At 30.1% G+C, this 25,736-nt stretch carries 20 protein-coding genes and 3 tRNA genes; 9 read left to right on the forward strand and 14 right to left on the reverse strand.

Translation table 11 applies throughout. From position 1 onward, the window contains the following. Window positions 1–19: 19 nt before the first annotated feature. A complete protein-coding gene (locus tag IM532_RS05425; protein WP_194182435.1) occupies window positions 20–232 on the reverse strand; it encodes a hypothetical protein in 213 nt (70 codons plus the stop codon). 237 nt (window positions 233–469) lie between these two features. Next, entirely contained in the window at window positions 470–1,771 is a 1,302-nt protein-coding gene (argH, locus tag IM532_RS05430) for an argininosuccinate lyase (protein ID WP_194182437.1), read from the reverse strand. 567 nt (window positions 1,772–2,338) lie between these two features. Between argH and IM532_RS05435 the strand changes: the two genes are divergently transcribed. Together IM532_RS05435 and IM532_RS05440 are read left to right on the forward strand one after the other, a co-directional pair. Beyond that, window positions 2,339–5,101 (forward strand): bifunctional aconitate hydratase 2/2-methylisocitrate dehydratase, encoded by a 2,763-nt coding sequence (locus IM532_RS05435; protein WP_194182438.1) that lies wholly within the window; start codon window positions 2,339–2,341, stop codon window positions 5,099–5,101. 196 nt (window positions 5,102–5,297) lie between these two features. Further along, the gene (locus tag IM532_RS05440) at window positions 5,298–7,562 is read left to right on the forward strand and encodes an aconitate hydratase (RefSeq protein WP_194182440.1); all 2,265 of its coding nucleotides are present in this window, start codon (window positions 5,298–5,300) and stop codon (window positions 7,560–7,562) included. Between the two features lie 355 nt (window positions 7,563–7,917). On the opposite strand, the gene IM532_RS05445 is transcribed toward IM532_RS05440, so the two are convergent. Together IM532_RS05445 and IM532_RS05450 are read right to left on the reverse strand one after the other, a co-directional pair. Next, window positions 7,918–7,990 (reverse strand) — tRNA-Phe (locus IM532_RS05445). 192 nt (window positions 7,991–8,182) lie between these two features. After that, window positions 8,183–8,255, reverse strand: a tRNA-Phe gene (locus tag IM532_RS05450). A 251-nt stretch (window positions 8,256–8,506) separates the two neighbouring features. Between IM532_RS05450 and IM532_RS05455 the strand changes: the two genes are divergently transcribed. The 3 genes from IM532_RS05455 to IM532_RS05465 all read left to right on the forward strand — a co-directional run bounded on the left by IM532_RS05455 (window position 8,507) and on the right by IM532_RS05465 (window position 12,356). Then, complete coding sequence (locus IM532_RS05455; RefSeq protein WP_194182442.1) at window positions 8,507–9,790, forward strand: aromatic hydrocarbon degradation protein; 1,284 nt, start codon at window positions 8,507–8,509, stop codon at window positions 9,788–9,790. A 29-nt stretch (window positions 9,791–9,819) separates the two neighbouring features. Continuing rightward, window positions 9,820–10,407: an LPS export ABC transporter periplasmic protein LptC gene (gene lptC, locus IM532_RS05460; RefSeq protein WP_228063669.1), complete on the forward strand. Its 588-nt coding sequence runs from the start codon at window positions 9,820–9,822 to the stop codon at window positions 10,405–10,407. A gap of 101 nt (window positions 10,408–10,508) precedes the next feature. After that, a complete protein-coding gene (locus tag IM532_RS05465) occupies window positions 10,509–12,356 on the forward strand; it encodes a SurA N-terminal domain-containing protein (RefSeq protein WP_194182445.1) in 1,848 nt (615 codons plus the stop codon). A 59-nt stretch (window positions 12,357–12,415) separates the two neighbouring features. On the opposite strand, the gene IM532_RS05470 is transcribed toward IM532_RS05465, so the two are convergent. Continuing rightward, window positions 12,416–14,125 carry an ABC transporter ATP-binding protein gene (locus IM532_RS05470; RefSeq protein WP_194182446.1) on the reverse strand — a complete coding sequence of 570 codons (1,710 nt, stop codon included), beginning with the start codon at window positions 14,123–14,125 and terminating at the stop codon, window positions 12,416–12,418. Between the two features lie 196 nt (window positions 14,126–14,321). Between IM532_RS05470 and IM532_RS05475 the strand changes: the two genes are divergently transcribed. Further along, entirely contained in the window at window positions 14,322–15,728 is a 1,407-nt protein-coding gene (locus IM532_RS05475; RefSeq protein ID WP_194182448.1) for a hemolysin family protein, read from the forward strand. Window positions 15,729–15,777: 49 nt separating this feature from the next. On the opposite strand, the gene IM532_RS05480 is transcribed toward IM532_RS05475, so the two are convergent. Next, entirely contained in the window at window positions 15,778–16,485 is a 708-nt protein-coding gene (locus tag IM532_RS05480; protein ID WP_194182450.1) for a 3'-5' exonuclease, read from the reverse strand. A 1-nt stretch (window position 16,486) separates the two neighbouring features. Next, a complete protein-coding gene (locus IM532_RS05485) occupies window positions 16,487–17,665 on the reverse strand; it encodes a serine hydrolase domain-containing protein (protein WP_194182451.1) in 1,179 nt (392 codons plus the stop codon). A 134-nt stretch (window positions 17,666–17,799) separates the two neighbouring features. Between IM532_RS05485 and IM532_RS05490 the strand changes: the two genes are divergently transcribed. The 3 genes from IM532_RS05490 (at window position 17,800) to IM532_RS05500 (ending at window position 18,953) form a co-directional block, all read left to right on the forward strand. Further along, window positions 17,800–18,402, forward strand: a complete 603-nt coding sequence (locus IM532_RS05490) for a superoxide dismutase (protein ID WP_228063670.1) — start codon at window positions 17,800–17,802, stop codon at window positions 18,400–18,402. Between the two features lie 71 nt (window positions 18,403–18,473). Then, a complete protein-coding gene (folB, locus tag IM532_RS05495; protein WP_194182452.1) occupies window positions 18,474–18,830 on the forward strand; it encodes a dihydroneopterin aldolase in 357 nt (118 codons plus the stop codon). Between the two features lie 52 nt (window positions 18,831–18,882). Next, a tRNA-Cys gene (locus tag IM532_RS05500) sits at window positions 18,883–18,953 on the forward strand. Window positions 18,954–19,076: 123 nt separating this feature from the next. Here the strand turns inward: IM532_RS05500 and IM532_RS05505 are convergent. The 7 genes from IM532_RS05505 to IM532_RS05535 form a co-directional block, all read right to left on the reverse strand. Beyond that, window positions 19,077–20,180, reverse strand: coding sequence for a helix-turn-helix domain-containing protein (locus IM532_RS05505; RefSeq protein ID WP_194182454.1), 1,104 nt, complete (start codon window positions 20,178–20,180; stop codon window positions 19,077–19,079). 96 nt (window positions 20,181–20,276) lie between these two features. Then, window positions 20,277–21,017, reverse strand: coding sequence for a hypothetical protein (locus IM532_RS05510; RefSeq protein WP_194182456.1), 741 nt, complete (start codon window positions 21,015–21,017; stop codon window positions 20,277–20,279). A gap of 240 nt (window positions 21,018–21,257) precedes the next feature. Next, complete coding sequence (locus IM532_RS05515; RefSeq protein WP_194182458.1) at window positions 21,258–21,401, reverse strand: hypothetical protein; 144 nt, start codon at window positions 21,399–21,401, stop codon at window positions 21,258–21,260. 231 nt (window positions 21,402–21,632) lie between these two features. Further along, window positions 21,633–22,976: a hypothetical protein gene (locus IM532_RS05520; RefSeq protein WP_194182459.1), complete on the reverse strand. Its 1,344-nt coding sequence runs from the start codon at window positions 22,974–22,976 to the stop codon at window positions 21,633–21,635. A 9-nt stretch (window positions 22,977–22,985) separates the two neighbouring features. Continuing rightward, window positions 22,986–23,270 (reverse strand): helix-turn-helix domain-containing protein, encoded by a 285-nt coding sequence (locus IM532_RS05525; protein ID WP_194182460.1) that lies wholly within the window; start codon window positions 23,268–23,270, stop codon window positions 22,986–22,988. A gap of 108 nt (window positions 23,271–23,378) precedes the next feature. After that, complete coding sequence (locus IM532_RS05530) at window positions 23,379–24,188, reverse strand: hypothetical protein (RefSeq protein ID WP_194182461.1); 810 nt, start codon at window positions 24,186–24,188, stop codon at window positions 23,379–23,381. A gap of 1 nt (window position 24,189) precedes the next feature. Next, the gene (locus IM532_RS05535) at window positions 24,190–25,485 is read right to left on the reverse strand and encodes a tyrosine-type recombinase/integrase (protein ID WP_194182462.1); all 1,296 of its coding nucleotides are present in this window, start codon (window positions 25,483–25,485) and stop codon (window positions 24,190–24,192) included. Window positions 25,486–25,736 lie beyond the last annotated feature (251 nt).

Here is a 25,736-nt window from a genome sequence, read left to right on the forward strand (position 1 = left end):
GCTTCGCTTTTTTTTATAATTATTGAGCTGGCGCTTCAACAACTGTAGAATCAGCAACAACAACTGCAGAATCAGTAACAACAACTGTAGAATCTACAGCAACTGTATCAACAACCTCAGCAACAACTGAATCGTTAGTTCCTTCTACTTCTACTGTTTCAGTTTTCTCTCCACAAGATACTGCTCCTAATGATAAAGTTGCAACTGCAACTAATGCGAAAAATTTTTTCATCTTTTTTAATTTAATCGATTAAACGTTTTGTTAACTTGACAAGTCAAATTTAGATAGATTTTTAAGTTTTTATCAGTAATGATGTTGTAATACATTTGTAAAATAGATAATAATTTACAAATGTATTATATACAAAACTTTATGTTGATAATTTTCTGAAATTTGAAAGAATTATGCTCCAAAAAAATAGCCTAAATACATTGATTTAAGCTATTGTTGTAAGTTGTCTAATCTAAATTATTTACAGATTGAAGAATCTAGTTTAAAATTTTCGATTTTATTTTGAATTAAATCTAATCTTAAGTTATGAATACTTCCCACATGTGAAGTTTTAAATTCTTTATGTGGAACATAGTTTCCATTTTCCACAGATAATCCTACTTCACGATAAGCATCACGGAAAGGTGTTCCATTCTTTATTGCATCATTGATGTTTTCTACAGTATAAATCGGATCATATTTTGTTTGTTCCATATATCCACTTTTAATTTCTAACTGTGGAATCGCAAAAGTTAAAATGTCCAATATATTTTCGAATTGCATCATAGGCTCGAATAATATTTCTTTCAAGATTTGATAATCTCTATGGTATCCACTTGGAAGATTATTAATCGTTAGCATAATATCATTTGGCAATGCTTGGATACGATTACAATGTGCACGTGTTAATTCAAATACATCTGGATTCTTTTTGTGAGGCATAATTGAAGAACCAGTTGTCATTTCGTTTGGTAACTTCACGAAAGCTAAATCTTGCGAATTGTATAAAACCAAATCATAAGACATTTTAGATAATGTACCACATATCATAGCTAAAGCAGTTGCAACCGATTTTTCTGTTTTTCCACGTAACATTTGTGCTCCGACTGAAGAAACTAAAACTTCAGAGAATCCCATCTCTTGTGTTGTTTGTAAACGGTCGATAGGGAATGAAGTTCCGAATCCTGCACCTGAACCTAATGGATTTTGGTCTGCTATTTTATAAGCTGCTTCAAAAAAGTATAAATCAGTCAATAAACTTTCTGCATATGCTGAAAACCACATCCCGAAACTACTTGGCATTGCCGCTTGGAAATGTGTGTAACCTGGTAACAATGCATCCTTATATTGATCTGCCTTAAGAAGTAAAATATCAATTAAGTTTAATAGCTTTTTATTAATATCCTTTAAATATTCCTTTTCAAATAACTGAATAGCAACTAAAACTTGATCATTACGAGAACGTGCTACATGGATTTTTTTTCCGGCATCTCCAGTTTTCTCAATTAAATAAGCTTCTATTTTTGAATGAATATCTTCAAAATTATCATCAATATTAAAATCGTCTTTTTCAATTAATACAAGAATCTCATCTAATGTAGATTGTAAAGCTTCATTTTCTTGATTGGTAATTAAACCAACTTTTGCTAGCATATTAGCTTGTGCCTTAGAGGCGATAACATCATGCTTAGCAAGGTAACCGTCTAGTAATCTATCTTTCCCGACGGTAAATTTTTCGATTTTATCATTAATGGTAAAACCTTTATCCCAAAGTTTCATATGTTGAATAATGATTAAGGGTGCAAATTTATAAAAAGCTTTGTATAAAATTACAATATAAATGAATAAATATCTTAAATAACTTATAATTATACGTTAATTATGTATATCGTAATTTAAGATGTTATTTTTATACAAATCGATAAAGTTGGGTGCATTTCTGAGGCTCAAAAAAATATTTAAAAAATATAGAAAATCTGCAACTTAGCAAAAAATAGACCTAGAAATTGTTAAGTAGATATTTTAACGCTCATAAAATTTTTAAGTTAGTTTTTTTTGGCCTAAATTATTAATAATGTGAAATTTAATTCTTTTTTGTAATTGTTCTAAATTATTAGAATATAAATAAAATTAATGGTAGTTTTATTAAGATTATTCAGCTTAGACGTATTTTTGTAGTAAATAATTAAACAATTAATAATATAATCTTATATACATTTGCCAAGAAATTTTTTCTTAGACATTATTGTTATAAAAGAGAAAGTTATAAAAAACTAACGGTTGGTAAGGTAGGAGTGTTAACTCATTTTTATTGAACAGCTTTAAATATTCAAAAGATTTAGAATTATGAGCCTTTATAAGGAGTACATCAAAGAAATTGAAGAAAGAAAAAGTCAAGGGCTTAATCCAAAGCCTATAGATGGTGCTGAGTTATTAAGCGAAGTTATCGCACAAATTAAAGATTTAAATAATGAATACCGTGAGGATTCAGTTAAATTTTTTATCTATAATACATTACCAGGTACAACTCCTGCTGCAGTTGTTAAGGCTAAATTCTTAAAAGAAATTATTTTAGGTGAAGAAGCTGTTGCTGAAATCACTCCAACTTTTGCATTTGAGTTATTATCTCATATGAAAGGAGGACCATCTATCGATGTTCTTTTAGATTTAGCATTAGGAAATGATGCAGAAATCGCTAAACAAGCTGCTGAAGTTTTAAAAACGCAAGTTTTCTTATATGAAGCAGATACTGACCGTTTAAAAGTTGCTTACGAATCGGGTAACGAAATCGCTAAAGAAATTTTAGAAAGCTACGCTAAAGCAGAATTTTTTACAAAATTACCAGCAGTAGCAGAAGAAATTAAAGTTGTTACTTACGTAGCTGCAGAAGGTGATATTTCTACAGATTTATTATCTCCAGGTAACCAAGCACACTCTCGTTCTGACCGTGAATTACATGGAAAATGTATGATTACACCAGAAGCTCAAGAGGAAATCAAAGCTTTACAAGCTAAACATCCAGATGCTTCTGTAATGTTAATCGCTGAGAAAGGTACAATGGGAGTTGGTTCTTCTCGTATGTCAGGAGTTAATAACGTTGCTTTATGGACAGGTAAACAAGCTTCTCCATATATTCCTTTCGTAAATATTGCTCCAATCGTAGCAGGTACAAATGGAATTTCTCCAATTTTCTTAACTACAGTTGACGTTACTGGTGGTATTGGTATCGACTTACAAAACTGGGTGAAAAAAACAGACGAAAATGGAAACGTTGTTCGTAATGAAAATGGGGATCCTGTTTTAGAGGAAGTTTATTCTGTAGCAACTGGTACAGTTTTAACAATTAACACTAAAACTAAAAAATTATATAACGGTGAGGTTGAATTAAAAGATATTTCTAAATCATTCACACCGCAAAAATTAGAATTTATCAAAGCAGGTGGTTCTTATGCTATCGTATTTGGTAAGAAAATTCAAACTTTCGCTGCACAAACTTTAGGAATTGAAGCTCCATTAGTTTATGCTCCAGCAAAAGAAATTTCTGTAGAAGGACAAGGGTTAACTGCAGTAGAAAAAATCTTTAATAACAATGCAGTTGGTGTTGCTGATGGTAAAGTTTTACATGCAGGATCTGACGTACGTGTTAAAGTAAACATCGTAGGTTCTCAGGATACTACAGGTTTAATGACTTCTCAAGAATTAGAGTCAATGGCTGCTACAGTTATTTCTCCAGTTGTTGATGGGGCATACCAATCAGGATGTCACACTGCATCTGTATGGGACAAAAAAGCACAAGCTAATATTCCTCGTTTAATGAAATTCATGAACGATTTCGGAGTTATTACAGCACGTGACCCTAAAGGTGTTTACCACTCAATGACAGACGTTATCCACAAAGTATTAAACGATATTACTATCGACGAGTGGGCAATTATTATTGGTGGTGACTCTCATACACGTATGTCTAAAGGTGTAGCTTTCGGAGCTGACTCTGGAACAGTAGCTTTAGCTTTAGCAACTGGTGAAGCTTCTATGCCAATTCCAGAATCTGTTAAGGTTACATTTAAAGGTGAAATGAAACAACACATGGATTTCCGTGATGTGGTTCATGCTACACAACAACAAATGTTAAAACAATTTGACGGTGAAAATGTTTTCCAAGGTCGTATCATCGAGGTACATATTGGAACTTTATTAGCTGACCAGGCGTTTACATTTACTGACTGGACTGCAGAGATGAAAGCGAAAGCATCTATCTGTATTTCTCAAGACGAAACATTAATCCAATCATTAGAAATTGCTAAGTCTCGTATCCAAATCATGATTGATAAAGGAATGGAGAATCATAATAACGTATTACATGGATTAATTGAAAAAGCGAACAAACGTATCGAGGAAATTAAATCTGGTGTTAAACCAGCTTTACAACCAGATGCTAACGCAAAATATTATGCAGAAGTTGTAATTGATTTAGATATCATTGATCAACCAATGATTGCTGATCCAGATGTTAATAACGATGATGTATCTAAACGTTATACACACGATACTATCCGTGAGTTATCTTTCTACAACGGAGAAAAATCTGTTGATTTAGGATTCGTAGGTTCTTGTATGGTGCATAAAGACGATTTAAAAATTGTTTCTCAAATGTTGAAAAACATTGAAAAACAAAATGGTGAAGTTAAATTCAAAGCACCATTAGTTGTTGCTGCTCCTACTTATAATATCATTGATGAATTAAAAGCTGAAGGTGATTGGGAAATGTTACAAAAATATTCAGGTTTCGAATTTAGTGACTTATTACCAAAAGGTGAAGCGCGTACTCAATACGAAAACATCATGTATTTAGAGCGTCCTGGTTGTAATTTATGTATGGGTAACCAAGAAAAAGCTGAAAAAGGTGATACTGTAATGGCAACTTCAACTCGTTTATTCCAAGGACGTGTTGTAGAAGATAGAGACGGTAAAAAAGGTGAATCTTTATTAGCGTCTACTCCAGTAGTAGTTTTATCTGCTATCTTAGGACGTATTCCTTCTATTGAAGAATACAAAGCTGCTGTAGAAGGTATTAACTTAACTAAGTTTAAACCAGTTTCAACAAAATAATAGATATTAATTTATTATAATATATTATAAAAAGGCTAACCGTAATGGTTAGCCTTTTTTATTATTGTATAGTTTATAAAGAGATATAAAGAGTTTACGGATAATCATTTAACATTAATTAACTATTAAAATGGATAAAAAATTTTATATTGTATATTGAATTTATTAACAACTATACTAATTAAAATTAATATTTATGGCTTTTGATATCAATATGATTAAAGGAGTTTATGCGCAAATGCAACAGCGTGTAGATAGCGCAAGAACTATCGTCGGAAGACCTTTAACTTATTCAGAGAAAATTTTATATGCACATTTATATAATGGTAATCCAGCAGTAGCCTATACAAGAGGAGAATCTTATGTAGACTTCAGACCAGATCGTGTAGCAATGCAAGATGCTACTGCACAGATGGCCTTATTACAATTTATACAAGCAGGCAAATTAAAAACTGCAGTTCCTTCTACTGTTCATTGTGATCACTTAATACAAGCTAAAGTAGGTGCTAAAACTGATTTGCAAGAAGCGATAAGTAAATCGTCAGAAGTATTTAATTTTCTAGAATCAGTATCTAATAAATACGGGATAGGATTTTGGAAACCAGGAGCAGGAATTATTCATCAAGTTGTTTTAGAGAACTATGCTTTTCCAGGAGGAATGATGATAGGAACTGATTCTCATACGCCAAATGCCGGAGGATTAGGAATGGTTGCTATTGGTGTAGGTGGTGCCGATGCAGTAGACGTTATGGCGGGAATGGCTTGGGAATTAAAAATGCCTAAACTCATTGGTGTAAAATTAATTGGTAAATTATCAGGCTGGGCTTCTCCAAAAGATGTTATTCTTGAGGTTGCAGGTCGTTTAACTGTAAAAGGAGGAACAGGTGCAATTGTGGAATACTTTGGTGAGGGTGCAGAATCATTGTCTGCTACAGGAAAAGGTACAATTTGTAATATGGGTGCTGAGATTGGAGCTACAACATCTATTTTTGCTTATGATGACGCATCCGAAAGATATTTGAGAGCCACAGATCGCCACGATGTAGCGGAAGCTGCAAACCAAATGAAAGCTTATTTACGTTCTGATGAAGAAGTATATACTAATCCCGAGGCATATTATGATCAATTAATTGAAATAAATTTATCAGAATTAGAGCCTCGTTTAAATGGGCCTTTTACGCCAGATTTAATGACTCCAGTGTCTAAAATGAAAGAAACTGCAGCAGCTAATGGATGGCCGCTGGAAGTAGAATGGGGATTAATAGGTTCTTGTACAAACTCATCTTACGAAGATTTATCCCGTGCAGCCTCTATTGCTCAACAAGCTATAGATAAAGGATTAGGTACAAAAGCTTCTTTTGGGATTAATCCAGGGTCTGAAGTCGTACGTTATACTGCAGATCGTGATGGATTATTAAAAACATTTGAGGAATTAAATGCCGTAATTTTTACGAATGCTTGTGGTCCATGTATCGGACAATGGGACCGTGAAGGTGCAGATAAAGAAGAAAAAAATACCATTGTTCATTCTTTCAATCGTAATTTTAAAAAACGTGCAGACGGAAATCCTAATACATATGCCTTTGTAACTTCACCAGAAATGGTAGCAGCGATCGCTATTGCTGGACGTTTAGACTTTAATCCACTAACAGATAAACTAGTTAATAAAAATGGAGAAGAAGTAATGTTAGATGCGCCAAAAGGAGATGAACTTCCTACGAAAGGGTATGCATTTGAAGATAATGGCTACCAAGCGCCAGTTGAAGATGGATCTATTGTAGATGTTATTGTTAATTCTAATTCAGAACGTTTACAATTATTAGAAGGGTTTAAACCTTGGAATGGTCAGAATATTACAGGTGCAAAATTATTAATTAAAGCATTTGGAAAATGTACTACCGATCATATTTCCATGGCTGGTCCATGGTTACGTTTTCGTGGTCATCTAGATAATATTGCTAATAACACTTTAATTGGTGCGGTGAATGCATTTAACCAAGATGTAAATAAAGTTAAAAATCAAATAACAGGAGAATACGGAACTGTTCCTGATACTGCTCGCGCTTATAAAGCAGCAAATATTCCATCAATTATAGTAGGAGATGAGAATTATGGAGAAGGCTCATCACGAGAACATGCAGCAATGCAACCTCGTCATTTAGGCTCGGTGGCTGTGTTAGTACGTTCATTTGCTCGTATTCATGAAACGAATCTAAAAAAACAAGGAATGTTAGCGTTAACGTTTGCAGATAAAGCAGATTATGATAAAATAAAAGAAGACGATACAATCAACTTTTTAGATTTAACAGAATTTGCACCAGAAAAACCATTAAAATTAGAATTTGTTCATACAGATGGTACTAAGGATATTATTTTAGCAAATCATACCTATAATTCTCAGCAGATAGAATGGTTTAAAGCTGGTTCTGCGCTTAATTTAATTAAAGCTGGAAAAGCATAAAACTCATATTATAGTTTTTAAATAAAAAATCCGATACATTTTTGTATCGGATTTTTTATTTTATAAGTTGACTTTTATTGTAAAATAATTTTATGAAACCTAAACATGCTATAATCGCTAAGATAGAACCTGTTATCTCACCTAAATGATACGATAAGCTTTCAATTTGTTTAAATTCAAAGTAATATAAACTTATAATCTTCTTTATAGTTAAAATAAAGAATAAAGTAATAAGGATAAAATAGAAAATTTTATTGAGTTTCATAGTTGGATTAAATTAGATATATAAATCTAAAAAAAAACCAAAATATAAAGCAAAAAAAATCTCAATCGAAGTGATTGAGATTTTAAGCAGTGGTGCCTCCAGGAATCGAACCAGGGACACAAGGATTTTCAGTCCTTTGCTCTACCAACTGAGCTAAGGCACCGCCTTAATTGTGATGCAAATATATATCGAAAATCTGAACCTCCAAATATTTTTTTAATATTTTTTTAGAGATATTATCTAAGTATTTGATAGTGTGAAATTTTAAGGTTAAATATTTTTTTATTAAAAAATCAAAACCCTAAAATATGAAGCAAAAAAAAATCTCAATCGAAGTGATTGAGATTTTAAGCAGTGGTGCCTCCAGGAATCGAACCAGGGACACAAGGATTTTCAGTCCTTTGCTCTACCAACTGAGCTAAGGCACCGCCTTAATTGTGATGCAAATATATATCGAATTTCTTAACCTCCAAATCTTTTTTTAATTATTTTTATAAAGTTTATTAAAGAAGTAGAAATGTTATAAAATATTTTTTGAAAAATAAATTTATAGATGATGTAGCTATAATTAGGGCTAATTTAAAATTTAATAGACATTTAACAATGCATTTTTGCTTTGTAATTTTTCAGTTTAACAACAAATCATCATATTTGTGCCTTAGAATTCTATACACGTCATATGAAATGGATTATTTGTAGTCTTGCTCTCTTTGGAGCGATGACTGTTCAAGCACAAACAGTATCTGTATCTCCGTACTCTTCATTTGGAGTAGGTGAACAATTATTTAATAATAACGCAGAACAAGGTGCTATGGGCGGAATCTCTACTGTACCAACCAACCCTTACGGTCAAAATGCTAATTTTTCAAACCCAGCAGCGAATCAGAATATTCGTATGACTAACTTTAATGTTAGTGCCAGAGGAGATAATAGCTCGTTTGAGTCAGAAGCAGAGAAAAAATCAACAGGAAGTTTTAAATTATCTAATGTTTCATTAGCATTCCCTGTCTCTAAAAAAGGAAGTGTTGGTGTAGGTTTTCAACCATACACAGGTTTAGGATATAATGTTTTAAATACTTCAGAGAGAGGAGATTTAAAGCAAACTTCATCTATGAAAGGAGAAGGAGGAATTAATTCTATTCACGCATTTTATAATCATAACATAGCCTCAGGATTCTCAGTAGGTATACGTGCTAATTATTTATTTGGAGCATTAAAAACGAATGAATTGGTATCTTTAGATGGAGCTAGTTTATTAACTGATTACGATACAAAAGCTAATTATAGAGGGATACAATTTACTCTAGGTTCAATGTATCAAAAGAAGATTGGAAAAAATAATAATTTATATTTAGGAGCTTATTATACGATTGGATCTGATCTAAATACAGATTTAAAGGAAATGACATCTACCTATACTTTTATGGGGTCTACACCAGCATCAATCGACACAGTTTCTTATTTTAGAAATTCGGATGTTTCTACAAAACTACCTCATACTATTGCTTTTGGAGCATCTTATACAAAGGATAATGCATGGGCTTTAGCTGGAGAAGTAAAATTTAATACATGGTCAAATTTTGAGAAACCTACTTTAAGTGGTGCAAATAACGTTTCTTCAAATACAGAATATAAAAACAATATGTATGTAGGAGTAGGAGGATACTGGATACCAGACTTTAACAGTTATAAAAGTTATTTAAACCGTGTAATTTATCGTGCTGGTGTTTACTATGAATCAGCATCGTTTTCAGTATATGGACAAGATATTAATAGATACGGAGTTACATTAGGAGCTGGCTTACCTGTAGGGAAAACAAATGATGGGTCTATGATTAATCTTGCATTAGAATATGGCCAAAAAGGAACAGATAGCTATGGTTTGATCAAAGAAAACTATTTTGGAGTGAAAGTAGGCTTTGATTTAAACGATGTATGGTTTAGAAAAAGAGTAATTGATTAAGAGCTAGCTAATCAATGAAAAATAGAATAATGAAAAAAAGTGTGAAAAATTTTATGTGGAGTGACGTTATGAAAATAGGTTATATTCTTCTAGTGTTTTTTACACTTTTTTCATGCGAAAGAACGGCACCAGTTATAACTAAAGGATTAAAGACAAATTTCCCTAATCGTAGTTTAATAGATGCAAATATTATCTTCAAAGATTCAGGGAAAATAACAATGAATCTTCGTTCCCCACTTATAGAGGAATATAGCTTAATTGATACACCTTATACTATTTTCAGAAAAGGTTTAGAACTTGATTTTTTTAATGATGGATCTGATAAACCAGGATTTTTGAAAGCTGATTGGGGCAAATTAAGCGATAAGACTGGGATTTATGAAGGAAGAGGAAATGTGGTTATGATAACAGAAGATGGAGACTCTGTAAAATCAGAGCAAATTTTTTGGGATAAAAATCGCAAGCTTATATATTCAACAAAACAAGTAGAATTAATTGGTAAAGATGGGAGTAAAGTAACGGCTAAAAACGGAATAGAAGCAACGGATGATTTAGAAAAATATACACTTTTCAATAACGAAGGGTATATCTTAATGGGAGAGGATCAAAAATTTTAAAAATTTTTACAATACACCTCAATCTTCTAATTCTTCTGTTTTATTATTCAATGTATTGTCGTATTTTCGCCACCTATTATCGTATATAAATTAACATAAGAATGGCAATTTTAGGAGAAATTCGTAAGAAAACCTGGTTAATTTTCGTAGTAATCGGAATAGCAATGCTTGCTTTCGTAGCAGGTGATTTATTCGGAGAAAACTCTAAAATTAAACAGTTGTTCACTGGAGATCCTAACCAAGTGGGAAGTATCAATGGTGAGAGTATTAGTATAAGTGAATACTATTCTCAGCAAGAAGCTGTACAAAATATGTTACAGCAGCAAGGGCAAAATGCAACTGGTAACCAGTTAGCTCAACAAACTTGGTCAAGTTTAGTTAGCCAAAGAATATTAAAACAACATGCAGAAAAATTAGGTTTAAAGGTTTCTGATGATGAGTTTTGGGGTTATGTAGCACAGAATTTTGGGATGAAATCTCCTGCTGAGGCTCAACAACAAATTAATCAGTTAGAAGAAGCTGCTGCTTCAGATCCTAATATGATGCAAAATTATAAAGGTTGGTTACAAACTGCAGAGCAAATAAAATTAGAAATTTTATCTCAAAAATACTTAAGCTATGTAATGGCTGGTTCTGCGGTAACTTCTAAAGAGGCTGACTTACAACAAACTTATAATGGATCGAATGCAACGATAGACTATGCATTTGTAGATTATAAAACTTTAGCAAAAAAATTAAATGTTAAAATTTCTGATGAAGAGATTTTAGCATACGAGAATAAATTCCCGAAACGTTTTGAAGCTCAAGGATTAGTTAAAATAGCTTATGCTTATTTTCCAGCAAAAGCTTCTACAGCAGATGATGCTGTTGCGTTAGCAAATATCAAAAAATATTTAGGTCAACAGATAAGACACGATGAAGTAAATAATGTTACAGATACGATAGAAGCGTTTGGATCTACAAAAAATGATTCAATCTATGTTTCATTAAATTCGGATCAGCCATTTATTTCTAATTATTTCTCTAAAGAAGAATTAGCTAAAGCTAATTTAACACCAGAAATTTTAAACTTCTTTAATACTGCACAAGTAGGACAAGTTGGTGGACCTTATAAAGTTGGTGATTCTTACCAATTATATAAATTATCTAAATCGAAAGAACAAAAAGATTCTGTTAGCTCTAAAACAGTTTACCAAATTGCAAATATTGTAAAACGTATAGAACCGTCTAAAGCTACTACAGATAAAGCGTTTAGTGATGCACGAACATTTGTACAAAACGTTACAAATAAATCTTTAGCTGAATTTAAAGCAACAGCTAAAAAATCTAATTTTGTAAATGGTTCGTCTGAGACTATAGAGCGCTTTGCTCCTTTTATTGCTCAAGAATTACCAGCTGACCAAACAGATAAAATATTAGCATGGGCTTTTGATAAAAAAGTAAAAGCGGGTACTACAAATTTATTCACTTCAGAAAATGGTGATTATATAGTAGTATTTTTAACTTCTCGTTTTGATAAAGGTTTAGCAAATCCTTCAGTAGTAAGAGAGTTTATAGAACCAATCTTATTACAAGAAAAAATAACGAAACTAGTAGATGAGAAAATTGGTACTGGTGGTATCAATGCTTTTATGAAAGAATTTGGTGGTACGAAAGCAACTGCGATGGTTAATTTTTCAAATTCAAATATTCAAGAAATTGGAATGGAACCACGTGTAGTAGGTGCTGCATTTGGTGTAAAGCCGAATACATCGTCTAAAGCTATTGCTGGTAATGCAGGAGTTTTTTACATTACTCCAAAGACTCAAAACATTCCTACAGGACAAAAAGGTGATATGCTGTTAGAGAACTTAAATCGTCAAATAAAAGGACGCATTTCTCAAACATTATTACCATCGTTAATACAAGCGGCTGACATTAAAGATAACCGTGATCGAGTAATAAAATAATTGCTATTTTAATATAAATAAAAAGCCTGAATCATTAGATTCAGGCTTTTTTTTATGGTCTATAATTTAGGAATAGAAGATATCAGTTCTTTAGTATAAGAGGTAGACGGATTAGCATATACATTATCTGCATCATCTAACTCCATCATTTCTCCATGCTGCATTACTAACAATTGATCTGACATATACTTTACGACAGCTAAATCATGAGAGATGAAGATATAGGTAAATCCAAATTCGCTTTTTAAATCATTTAAAAGGTTTAAAACTTGCGCTTGAACTGAAACATCCAAGGCCGATACAGATTCATCACATATAATGAATTTTGGTTGTAATGCAAGAGCTCTTGCAATACCAATTCTTTGTCTCTGACCACCAGAAAATTCGTGTGGATATTTATTTAAATCTGTTGCAGACAAACCTACTTTCTCTAAAAGATTTTCAGCAATTTTTAATCTCTCTTTTTTATTAGAACCTATTTTATGTACATCCATAGGTTCAATAATTATTTGAGCTACACTATGGCGTGGATTTAAACTAGAATATGGATCTTGAAAAATAATCTGAATATCACGTCTCAATTTTCTTATTTCGTCCTTCTTTAATTGTGTAATATCTATACCATTAAAAAAGATTTCTCCAGCAGAAGGTTTTTCTAATAATAAAACAGTTCTAGATAAGGTCGTTTTTCCAGAGCCGGATTCTCCTACTAATCCTAATGTTTCCCCTGGATATACTTTAAATGAAATATCATTTACAGCTTTTACACTAGGTTCTTTAGATTGTCCTAATAATGATGAAGGAAAAAAGTATTTTTTAAGATTTTTAACTTCTAAAATAGGTGTTTGTTGATATATTTTTTGATGGAAACGATTACGTTCTTCACTTGTGTATATTTCTGACTGATGATTAGCATCAGCTAAAAAATCGGTAACAGTAGGTAATCTTTTGTAACGTTCTTCTAATCGAGGTCGGCATGCGATAAGTCCTTTTGTATAATTTTCTTTAGGATTTTCAAAAATGCTTTTTACATTTCCTTTTTCTATTACATCGCCTCTAAACATTACCAGCACTTCTTCGCATACATTAGCAATTACACCTAAATCATGTGAAATAAAAATCATACTCATCTGATGTTCCTGTTGTAATTCTTTCAAAAGATCCAAAGTTGCTTTTTGTACCGTAACATCTAAAGCAGTAGTAGGCTCATCTGCAATAAGTAGTTTCGGTTCGCAAGAGATGGCCATAGCAATCATCACGCGTTGCTTTTGTCCTCCCGATAATTCATGCGGATAAGCTTTATAAATACGTTCCGGATTAGGAAGTTTAACTTTATTAAATAATCGAATGACTTTTTCTTTAGCTTCTTTTTTTGAAAGTTTTTGATGTAATAGGATAGATTCCTCAACTTGTTCACCACAACGTAAACTAGGATTTAGAGAAGTCATAGGCTCTTGAAATATCATTGCTATTTCATTACCTCTAATTTTTCGTATATCTTCTTGGCTTAATGACAGAAGATTAATGGTTTTATTATGATGATTAAAGAGGATTTCGCTTCCTGCATGTATTGTAGCATTTGGTGAAAGCAGGCTCATAATTACTAATGAAGTAAGCGATTTTCCGGAACCAGATTCTCCTACAATTCCTAAAGTTTCTGCTTTATTAACTTTAAAATTGATATTTTTTAATACTTGTTTTTCTCCAAAAGAAACAGATAAATTTTTTACTTCGATAATCCAAGATTGCTGTGTTTCTGCTACATCCATGCCTATAAATTGATGGTTGAAATTTACTGAAAAAATATTGATTAGATAGAGTTAGAAATTTTAAAAACCAATTCAAAAAAATCTTAAATTTGTTGAGAATCAAAAATCTAATTTTAATTAAAAAAAAATAATTAAATTAGAGTAATTGATTCCCAGCTAAAAAAAGATTGAACAAGCTGGTTTTTAAATTTAACTAATGGATACATACTCCCAGATTTCGACATTGTTTTTAGTTGCTAATCACAATGTCACTAATGAAATTTCTATAGCAAAGCTTTTGCTAACAATATTTCTTGTCTTCTTAAATGGATTTTTCGTGGCAGCCGAGTTTGCTATCGTAAAAGTAAGATCTTCCCAAATTGAGGTTAACCAAGATATCAACTCTGGAGTCTCAAACGTCGCTAAATTAATTGTAAATAATCTTGATTCTTATCTGGCTGCAACTCAGTTAGGTATTACACTTGCATCCTTAGGATTAGGGTGGGTGGGTGAATCATCTTTGATGCCTGTTATAATTAAGATTTTTCAAATTTTTGGTTTAACAAGTCCAGAATGGATGAGCTTTGCACAAAGTTTCTCATTTATAATTGCTTTTGTTATCATCACCATTTTACACATTGTTTTTGGAGAGCTAGCTCCTAAATCTTTGGCTATACAATATCCAGCTAAAACGACTTTTACAATCGCTTGGCCATTGCGTGTTTTCTATTTTGTATTTAGACCAATTATTTGGTTGATGAATGGTTTTGCAACGTTAATTTTAAGAACAATTGGTATTAAGCCAATTCATGGTGGAGATATACATACGGAAGAAGAACTGAAAATGATTATTACAGAAAGTTCTGAAGGTGGAGCAATTGAAGAATCTGAAAGAGATTTAATTCAAAATGTATTTGAATTTGATGATCGCCGTGTTATTAACATTCAAACATTACGAAAAAATGTATCTGCAATAAATGTAACGACAACTGTAAAAGATGCCATTGATTTTGCAATACAAGAAGGATATTCTAGATATCCGGTTTATGAAGAATCGTTGGATAATATTATTGGTATTTTATATACTAAAGATTTAATGAAACAACTGATTGAGAATCCATCTCAACAAGATGTTAGAGAAATTCTACGTGAGCCTATCTTTATTTCTGAAAGTGCTATGATTAAGCATGTGCTAAAACAGTTTCAGAAAAAACGCGTTCAGATGGCCGTTGTTACAAACGAAGTTGGCGAGCTTGCTGGTATTGTTTCAATGGAAGATATATTAGAAGAATTAGTTGGTGAAATACAAGATGAATATGATAATGAAGATCCTGTTGTAGAACGTTTAGATCATGGTGTTTATTTAGTAAATACGCATAATGCAATCTCTGATATCAATAGATTATTGCCTTATAAATTTGAAGAATCTGAACATTATGATACATTAGCTGGATTAATTTCAGAAATCTATTTTGATCGTGAATTAGAAGTTGATGATAAAATAGAGTTAAACGAATATTCTGGTGTGATTACCAAGATGTATCGCAATTCTGTGGAACAAGTTGTTTTGACAATTCATGATGGAGTTGATATTATTGAAGATTATGTAAAAGAGGAAGAATAATACTTCTCATATAATACAAAAAAAGCCCTTGCAAAATGCAAGGGTTTTTTTATTCTTCATCTCTACGACCGATTGTATTTTCGTATCTCATTTTACGAAAGACATTAATCAACGTTATAACATCTTTTTCGCAATACTCTTTTATGCGTTCTATATTATTATCTTCATAATAAACTTTAGCCACTTGGGATCCATCAATATCATCTTTAGAAGTTGGTATTTCAAAAATATTAGCTAATAAATCTAAAGAAGTATAATGTTTATAATCCCCAAATTTCCATAATTCCATGGTGTCTAAATGTGGGATTTCCCAAGGTTTCTTACCAAATAATTGCAAAATTCTAGGAACTTCTATTTGATGTATAATCATTCGTCTTGCGATATAGGGAAAATCAAATTCTTTCCCATTATGTGCACATAATAAATGATCTGGTTTATAATAATTATCTTTTAAAAGTGTATTGAATTCATTTAGTATTTTTTGTTCATCATCCCCATAAAAACTTTTGATATGAATGTAATTTTCATTCACAACAATTCCACAAGAAATGCAAATAATCTTTCCGAATTCAGCCATAATCCCTGCACGTTCATGATAAAATTCTTCGGCCGAAATTTCATTATTATTACGTTGGAAAGCGGTCTTTTTAGCCCATAAATCTTTAGAACGTTCAGATAATAAATCCCAATTATCCGTTTGCGGAACAGTTTCTATATCTAGGAATAATATTTTGCGGTAAGGTATTGTATCTAGCATACTATTTTATATTAGAATTAATGCGTATAGCTTCGTCAACTAATCTATAAATATCTCCATCTGAAAGTGGTTTATTCGATGGTTTATCGTCATGAGTTTTCCCTGTTCTAACTACAACAAGTTGTTGAGATGGGATTATAATAATACGTTGCCCTAAATGTCCTAACATTGCATAGAATGGAGTCTTATAAGAAGGATCCATCCAGGTTGAATGTCCATATACAGGAACCTCATCTTCATTAAAAGCTTTTGTATTAGGTTGAATCATCTTTTGAACGAATGTAGAATCTAAAAGTTGTTTTCCGTTCCAATTTCCATTATTTAAAAGTAATTGACCAAGTTTAGCAAAATCTCTCGCATCTGAGTTGAAACAACAATAGGTTTTTTCCATTCCATCTGCTCTATCTTTGGACCATTGTGCATCAAATTCCATTCCCATAGGTTGCCAAAACGATTCTTGCATGTATTGAGAGATTGATTTATTTTTTAATGCGCGTTTTAATAAAATTCCTAGCAGTTGCGTATCTCCTGAAGCATATTTAAAGTGACCACCAGGTTGTGTAATGAATTTTGTAGCAAGCATTTGCTTTTCTACATTATCTCCGTAATATGCTTTTGCTGTTGGGTTTAACGGTAAATAATAATCCTCTGTCCAATCAAAACCAGATGTCATCGCAGATAAGTCCGCAATAGTTACATCTTTACTAAATTCATCATCTTTATATTCCGGTAAAAAATCAGTGATTCTTTGTTCGAAACTTTTAATGTATCCATCTTCAATAGCTTTTCCTATCAACATTGTAGTGATTGATTTCGCCATCGAAAATGAATTCGTTAAACTCTTTTCATTATATCCATTAAAATAATGTTCATTGATGATTTTTCCATCTTTAATAATAAGAAATGCTGCTGATTTAAACTCATTCATTTCTTTTTCGAAAGAAGGATTTAAAGAAATTTTATTATAAAAACTATGTTGTTGCCAATTTTGCGGATTTCCTGCCAAAATTACATTGTTATCAAAGTCTTTGTAATCATCAATATTAGCAGTCTTTTCTCCTTTTAAATAGGTTAATTGTAAACCTCTAATGATGTAATCATTCCCTGTAACCCATAGTCCAATAAGGATTAAAGCAATTATTATAAAAAACCATTTAATGATTTTCCATATTTTTTTCATAGTACGAATTTTTATGGTTCTACTAATTTAAATGAATAAGTTTAATTATTGTTAAAATTTAATCCTTTCGGTCTTATATTTGTAGTATTATAATTAAATTTAATCAAAATATTAAATCTAAAAAATACAATATTATGGCTTTTGAATTACCACAATTACCATATGCATTTGATGCATTAGAACCACACATTGACGCTAAAACAATGGAGATTCACCACGATAAACACCATGCTGCATATACTACAAACTTAAATGCTGCAATCGAGGGAACTGATTTAGCAGGTGCTACAATCGAAGAAATTTTAGCAAACGGAACTGATAAACCAGCTGTACGTAACAATGGTGGAGGTTTTTATAACCACAACTTATTCTGGGAAACTTTAGCTCCAAATGCAGGAGGAGAGCCTCAAGGAGAATTAGGAGAAGCAATTACTGCTACTTTTGGATCTTTTGATGCGTTTAAAGACGAATTTTCTAAAGCTGCTGCAACACGTTTTGGTTCAGGATGGGCTTGGTTAGTTGTTGTTGATGGGAAATTAGTAGTTACTTCTACTCCAAATCAAGACAATCCGTTAATGCCAGTTGCTGATGTTAAAGGACAACCAATTTTAGGATTAGACGTTTGGGAACATGCTTATTACTTAAACTACCAAAACCGTCGTCCTGATTATATCAACGCTTTCTTTAACGTTGTAAACTGGGAAAAAGTTGCTGAATTATACGCTGCAGCTAAATAATTAAAATCTGATTAACAGAAATAATTTAAAAGACTTGCTTGTTTTAAGCAAGTCTTTTTTAATTTTGGGATATGGGAATTATTATTTTAGAAAATATAAAAATTTATTCTAATCACGGTTGTTTGGACGAAGAAGCACGCATCGGTTCAGATTATTTAGTGGATTTAGAGGCACATGCTGATTTTTCTAAGGCATGTGAGTCAGATGAATTGGTGGATGCATTAGATTATGTTTCTTTAAATGCAATCGTTAAAGAAGAAGTTGGAATCCGTTCAAAATTATTAGAACATGTATGTCAAAGAATCTTAACTCGTATAAGTCAGGAACTTACAAATGTAACGTATGCGAAGGTTAAATTATCTAAGCTGAATCCTCCTATTGGTGGGCACGTAGAAAAAGTAAGTATTATTTTAGAAAAACATTTTTAGGCTTTGTTTTTTTAAAATTATTGCTATATTTGCAAACCAAAATGATGGAAATGGTTCCTTGACCGAGCGGTTAGGTAGCGGTCTGCAAAACCGTCCACAGCGGTTCGAATCCGCTAGGAACCTCATTAAAAAACCTCAACTTCTTGAAATATAGATAGTTGAGGTTTTTGTTTTTTATGTTTGCCACACATTTGCCACGCAAAATTTTATATAAGTAAAAAGGGTGGCAATATACCACCCTTTATATTATACCGATAATTTAAGTTTAATCACATTATTTTTAAATGAAGAATAATGTTTTATACTAGAGTAGTTATTAAAATAATATTGATCCAATTCAGTTTCTGATAAACCAAAAAGTTCAGAAATATCATTTTTTGTATATTCTAATTCTTCTAAATGTATTCGAATAAGTTCTTGAGTTAACTTAGGTTCCGTTAAATTAAATTCATTAGGTTCTTTAACTCTCCAACCGTTATAGTTAAATTTAGTTACCCATCTTCGGTGTTGATCAGGTGTAAGCACACCTAAATCTTTGGATTTGTATAATATTGCTTGTGCAGAAACTTTCCAATACCTTTTTAAATCGAATAGTTTTTCCGAATTTAGATTAAATAGGTCTCCTTTTATATCTTCGTTAGGCATTAATAGATTTGAGGCAAATTCATTTGCTTCTTTTTCAACATCTCGATCTTCTGTTATAATTCCGTATTTAAAATGCATAATTATATGCCCTAATTCATGAGCTATTGTAAAGGATTTTCTTGAATCTGGAATCTTTTTATTAATAATCATAATAGGAACTCCATTATTTCCAATTAAGCTTACTCCATCTATTTTAATATCTGTATTAAAATTATGGTATACTATAATAATTCCAAGTTTTTCAACTAAATTGACAATATCTTTTATAGGTCCTCTGGGTAGATTTAAGAATTCTTTAATTCTTGATGCTAATATTTTAGGGGAATTTTTGAATTCTTCTAAATTAGAATATGGAATAGAATTTTGAATTTCTATTGAATCCAAAAGTTCATTTATATTAGAATTAATGATATTTATTTCAGCTTCTAATGATTTTAATTTTGTTTGACTAGTCCCAAGATTTTTTCTAAAATAAAAATGTTTTAATGGTACTAATTCATCATTTTTATAAAAGAATGATTTAGGATAGTTTAATACTTGTGATAGTTCATCTAAAACTTCGGGTGTTAGATTTGAAATGCCTTTTTCAATTTTTGATAATAATACTTGAGAGGCAGTTTTCATTTTTTTAGAAAGTGCAGATTGAGATAGTCCTCGACTTTCTCTAGCTAGTTTTACTCTTTCAGTGTTTATAACGTTTTCCATCATTTTAATAAAATGAATTAAATAAAGTAGGTCAAATGACCTACTTAATTATTTTAGCGTAAAGTTAAAAGATGTGTTTGCAGATGATTGTTAATATTACTTAATGTTTCTTCTTTTAATCTTTACATTTTCTTTAACGTGTAAAATTGAAATTTGATCGTTTAATTCAGAATCTTCTGATCTACGATTAATATCAATAGTATCTGTTTCAAATAAATTCATTGTTGCTTGTGTCCAATTAACTTCATGTTTGCTAATTAATGAAGTTACAAATGAATTATTACCTTCAGACCCTAAATTAGGACCTATAAATAAATAAGGAATATGCGCTAATTCTGGAAAAAGCTTTCCCGCATATAACTTATTACTGCTTGGTGTTGGGTATGATTTAGGTTTATTAAGTTGACCATATAGTCTCTTTACGTATAAAACATACTTGTTCTTTACAATGAAGAAAACTGAACCACTATTAGTTTTAACTTGAATTTTATTACTGAAATTACTATCAGATCCAATTCGTTTTAAAATTTTACTTTTAATGGTAGCGTTTAAATCTTGTGAATAATATCCACGTTGAGAATATTTAATATTATCTCTTAAACGACTTTCGTTTACTTCATCAATAGAATCTCTTATAATACTATCGAATTCTAAAAGAACATCACCTATTTCTTCTTTGACAGCTTGTTGATTAGCTATATCTTTATATATAACTAAATTTTCTTTGTCAGAAGAATCGAAATTTGTATCTTTGTCACCAGATACAAGATTTTTTACTTCTAAAGTTTTATTCAACTGGCGGGTCGAATTATTATCTTTTATAAAATTTTGTCTCATATTTTCTATGTATTTGTATCACCTGCAAATACTTTTTTTTGAAACCACTTGCGCAAATATACAAAAAATTATAACATTATTTATAACAAATTTGAATTTTATGTTTTTTTAAATAAGATTTTTTATCTATTATATTGTCAAAAGGTACTCCGTTAGTTGTTTTGGTTTGTTGAGATGTGTTGCGACCTGCTTTTTATACACACTTGACACATTCTAAAATCGTGTTATATCGATATTTTGTTATTTATAAAGCAGAATATGAAAGTCGTTATCGTTGCTAAATACTATGCTACCACGAACTATCCAACCGATTTTTATAAGTTCATTTAATTCTGTTTCAAAATCTTTTAAATTTGAATCTCTTAAAATTTTATATTGTTTCATTTTTCTAATTTTTTATTGTAGACTTAGTAGATTAAAATCATCACTTATTCTTTATATATATTCTATTTTTATTTTAAAATATTATATAGGTAAATAAGTCTACAAAGTCTACAAGTTGATATTTGTTAAATTGTTATTCTATTTAATGCAATTACCTAGTAAATTCATTTTAATACTTTTATCAAAAAAATGTCTAAATTTTGAGTTCTTAATATGTTGATATAAAGTGTATTAATCGTAAATTGTAAAGGTTGTAAGTCCATTGTATTCACTTTTTTTAATTGTGTAATTTTTGAACTCTGCATATTTTTTTATTGGATCAAGTCTTTTATCAAAATCCTTAAGAAAATAACGTTTGTTTAGTTCGCATTTTTCGAGTTTATCAAATAATTCCTTTGTTATATCGCAAACCACTTTTTTCTGCTTTAGATCAATATTGTTATATGGTATTAAACCAGATTTTAAAAATGTTTGTAAGCAGTTAGTCATAAAGTTGTAAAACTTATTCCATTCGAAAGAATCCCAGTCATTAAAGAAGTGATGATTAAACTCTAGAAAGGGTGTGTGATTATCATTGAAATAGTTATTTAGATATATTTCAAACCTTCTACCTTTATGACTACTTGAATTACCATTTATTTGATAATTAGTTGTAAGTATTATTTTAGGACTTAAAGCAAAGGGTATAATAAAACTTTGTTTGTTCTTTTTTTCGATTGTTATATCATTAGTAAGAATTGAGAAAAGTTGCTCAAAATCAAACGCTTTTTTTACATCATCAAAAAATATTATTTCTGTTTGATGTGTTACATCTTGAAAAGCAAATCTATTATTTGTTAGGTCCAAATTTTTTCCGTTTTGAGTAATCAGATTAACCATTTTACTTATGCCTTGAACAATCAAACCTTTTCCAGTTCTACCATTTGCATTATTTTCTGATTCTGTATTCTCATCACTTAAAATAATGGCTTTATTTGAACTAGGAATTTTATATTTATGTATTGCAAATCCTATTGATGATAAAACAGAAAGTTTATGTTTATCATCATTAGTAACTTTATTAAGGAATTTTTCAAAAACTGAAATTTCATTATTTTCTGTGTAATCACATTCAATAATAGAATCTAACCAGATGAAATTATCTTTTATGTGATTATAATCAATTAACTCCTTTTTGTTTTCTGTAACTTTTAGAATTCCATTATTAAAAAGTATGTAGCCAGTCTTTAAATCATCTCTAAGAGGTGTTATATTAGATTGTTTTAATGATCCTAATAAAGCTTTTTTAGTCATTAATAATGTTTCGCCTTGACGCATAAATTCATTATCTAAATCGCTTATTTTTAAACTTTGAATATGCTTTAAACAATAATTAAAGACTTGTTGGGGATTTAATTCAATGGCTATATTTTCATATATCTGAATTAGTTTATCGTTGTATAAACAGAATCCATTTAATTCTAAAAATTGTTTTAATTCAGATGGATTAATTATAAATTTCGATTTCGATTTTTTCCAAAAAGTTAAAGCTTTAACCTTTTGAAATTCTTTATTTAAACTAGATATACTTTTCATAATCTAGTATTATAAAAGTTTATTATTTTCTAGGTATTGATCTATTTCAGATCTTTTATAATAAACTCTGTTCCCTAATCCGTATGCAGTTAATAGATTAGTTTTTGTCCATCTATGTAATGTAGATAGATCTACTTTTAGAAGTTTAGCAGTTTCAGTTCTTGAAAGATATTCAACTGGTTTTTTAGGTTGAAATTCTTCTGCTAATTGCTTTTTTAATTCTGGGATTAATGATTGTTTTAAATCATCAATAAAATCTTTAGGATTTAATCCTACAAAATGTAAATGTTGCATATAATTATGTTTAAATTTCTATGCAACAAAGTTTGTTTGTGAAACTTACTAGTTGGTAACTACTTTACCTACTGGATTGTGTTAAATAACACTAAATAAAATCTATTTCTATAATCTATCTAGTTTATTTTCATCAAAATGGTCATTTCGTAATTGTTCACGTTTTATCTTATAATTAAAAAGTTTTTCAATTAAAGCTTTGTATGGTTTTACAGAATGACGTTTTAAATATTCATCTTTTTCCTTAAAATATAAGTATATGTTAGTGAACTTTAGATCATCATTTTTTTCATCATATCGATCATTAAGTTCTACGAGTTTATTTAAAAAACTTTCCATATCTTTTTTATTAATAAGTATTCTATTTGCTAAGTATTCTACTTCTGAACTATATATATTTTTAGAGAAGGTTAAATTATTTCCGTATTTCCACTCTTTAATTAATTCATTATAATATTCATTTTCAATGTTATGTGTTGTTATTGATTTGTCAATAGGAAAAAGATTTTCTATTTTTTTAATTCCTAAATCTTTTCCTACTTGATTATAAAAAAAGTTTAATTCATTCTGTTTTTCTGCTTGAATATTGTATGTATTTTCTGTAAAGGATCTTTTTAGTTCGTAGTAGAAGGAAATGAATTTTAAACCTATTTTATTTAAACTTATTCCTTGATCAGATTGTTGATTAAAATCAAAACTTAAAATATCATAAATACCTTTTTTGTATTTTTCTATTAAATCAAATCTATATTGATTTTTATCAATTAGTTTGATCTTATTTTTTTCTAGTTCAATATAATGAGATTGTTCTCCTAAAAATTCGATTTTATTTTCAATACTTAAAATGTATAAATGTTCATTTCTATACTTTTCAAGATCAGAATTTAGTTGAAGTATTGATTCGATTTTAGTATTCATATTAAGCTAGTTTTTGTTTTTCGTTTTCTATTTGTGCGAAAGTTTCGGCTGTGTCCATTGCATAGTCAGATGAAGTTTTACCGATATATTCTAAAAATACTCTTTCTGTTTTGTGTCCAGTTATAGCCATTAATAATGGTGTCGGAAATCTTTTATCTGCATAGAAATTAGTAGCAAATGACCTTCTACAAACGTGTGATGTTATTAAATTGTGTTTTTCTGTTTCTACTATTTCATTTCTACCTAATTCATCATTAAATACTTTTCCTTTTACAATTGTATTTATTTCACATATTCCAGCTACTTCTTTTAAATAACGATTAAATAAAGTAGCGTTAGCACTTGCATTTGTAGAAAATAGAGGTGGAAATTCTCCATTATATTTTTTAAGAATTTTCTTTACTTCTGAATGAATTGGTATTGATACATTTTGTCCAGTTTTTTCTTGTTTTAATTCAATAAATTCAAACTCTTGACCTTGTGCATTGATTTTTTTATAAATCATTGATTTGTTCATTTTCATTAAATCGCCAACTCTTTGACCTAGAAAACAACCAATAATTAACCAGTCTTTAGCTATTGCATTATTTGAGCCTATGATATGAGTTTTTTTGATTTGTTCAATTTCTTCAAATGATAGATAAATCTTAACATCAGATTTAACTTCTGTTTTAATTCCATCTACTTGATGGCTAATTTCAAAACCATTGAATCGAGCATCTCTAAGAATCGTTTTAAGGTTTTTAAGAGTTCTATTTGCAGTTGTTTCCATTAGCTTACCTTCTGCCATTAAATAGAATCTAAATTTGTTAAATAGCTTTTGATCAAAGTCTTTTAATAAGTATTTTACTTTGTTCTGCTTTTCAAATGATTCAATCTTAGTTAAGAGTGTTTTAAACTTTTGATTTGTAGTAGGTTTAAAATCTGGATTTAACTTTCTGTTTTCAATAAAGTCATTAATGTAGTTTGTTAGAAAATTTAAATCAATAGTTTCATCTTTTCGGTTAAAAAAGTTATTGATTTTTAACTCTAACCATTCTTTATTAAATACGATTCCTTTTTCAAAGTCTAAGTTATATTCTTTAAGAATATGAGTTTTTAAATCTAATAGTTGAGTTTTTAAGTTTTTTGTAATTACGTTTTTATCTGTAATCTTTTCAATTTTACTATTCCAGTATTGAGCATCTATTATTAATCCAGTTTTTACTTCTGGTCTTATATCACGATTAATATTGAATTGAATAAGAATATTTGATGAATTTGATTTAGATCTAATTCTATAAGAAACTTTAGCCATAAATAATACATTTTAATTGTGGTTAAAAGTGGTTTGCCACACATTTGCCACGCAATATAAGATTAAATAAAATATTATACTAGTAAAAATATTTTTACTAACCCTTTGGTGTAGTGGCTTTTGTTGTGTTTTTAATGATTTTATGTTAATGTAAAATAGGTGTGAATTGTATTGTTTTGGTTCGCTAGGAACCTCCAAATTTTTAAAACCTCTAATCTTTAGATTAGAGGTTTTTTTTATGTACTATATTT

Origin of the sequence: Faecalibacter rhinopitheci, assembly GCF_015234135.1 — a bacterium.
Lineage (GTDB): Bacteria > Bacteroidota > Bacteroidia > Flavobacteriales > Weeksellaceae > Empedobacter > Empedobacter rhinopitheci.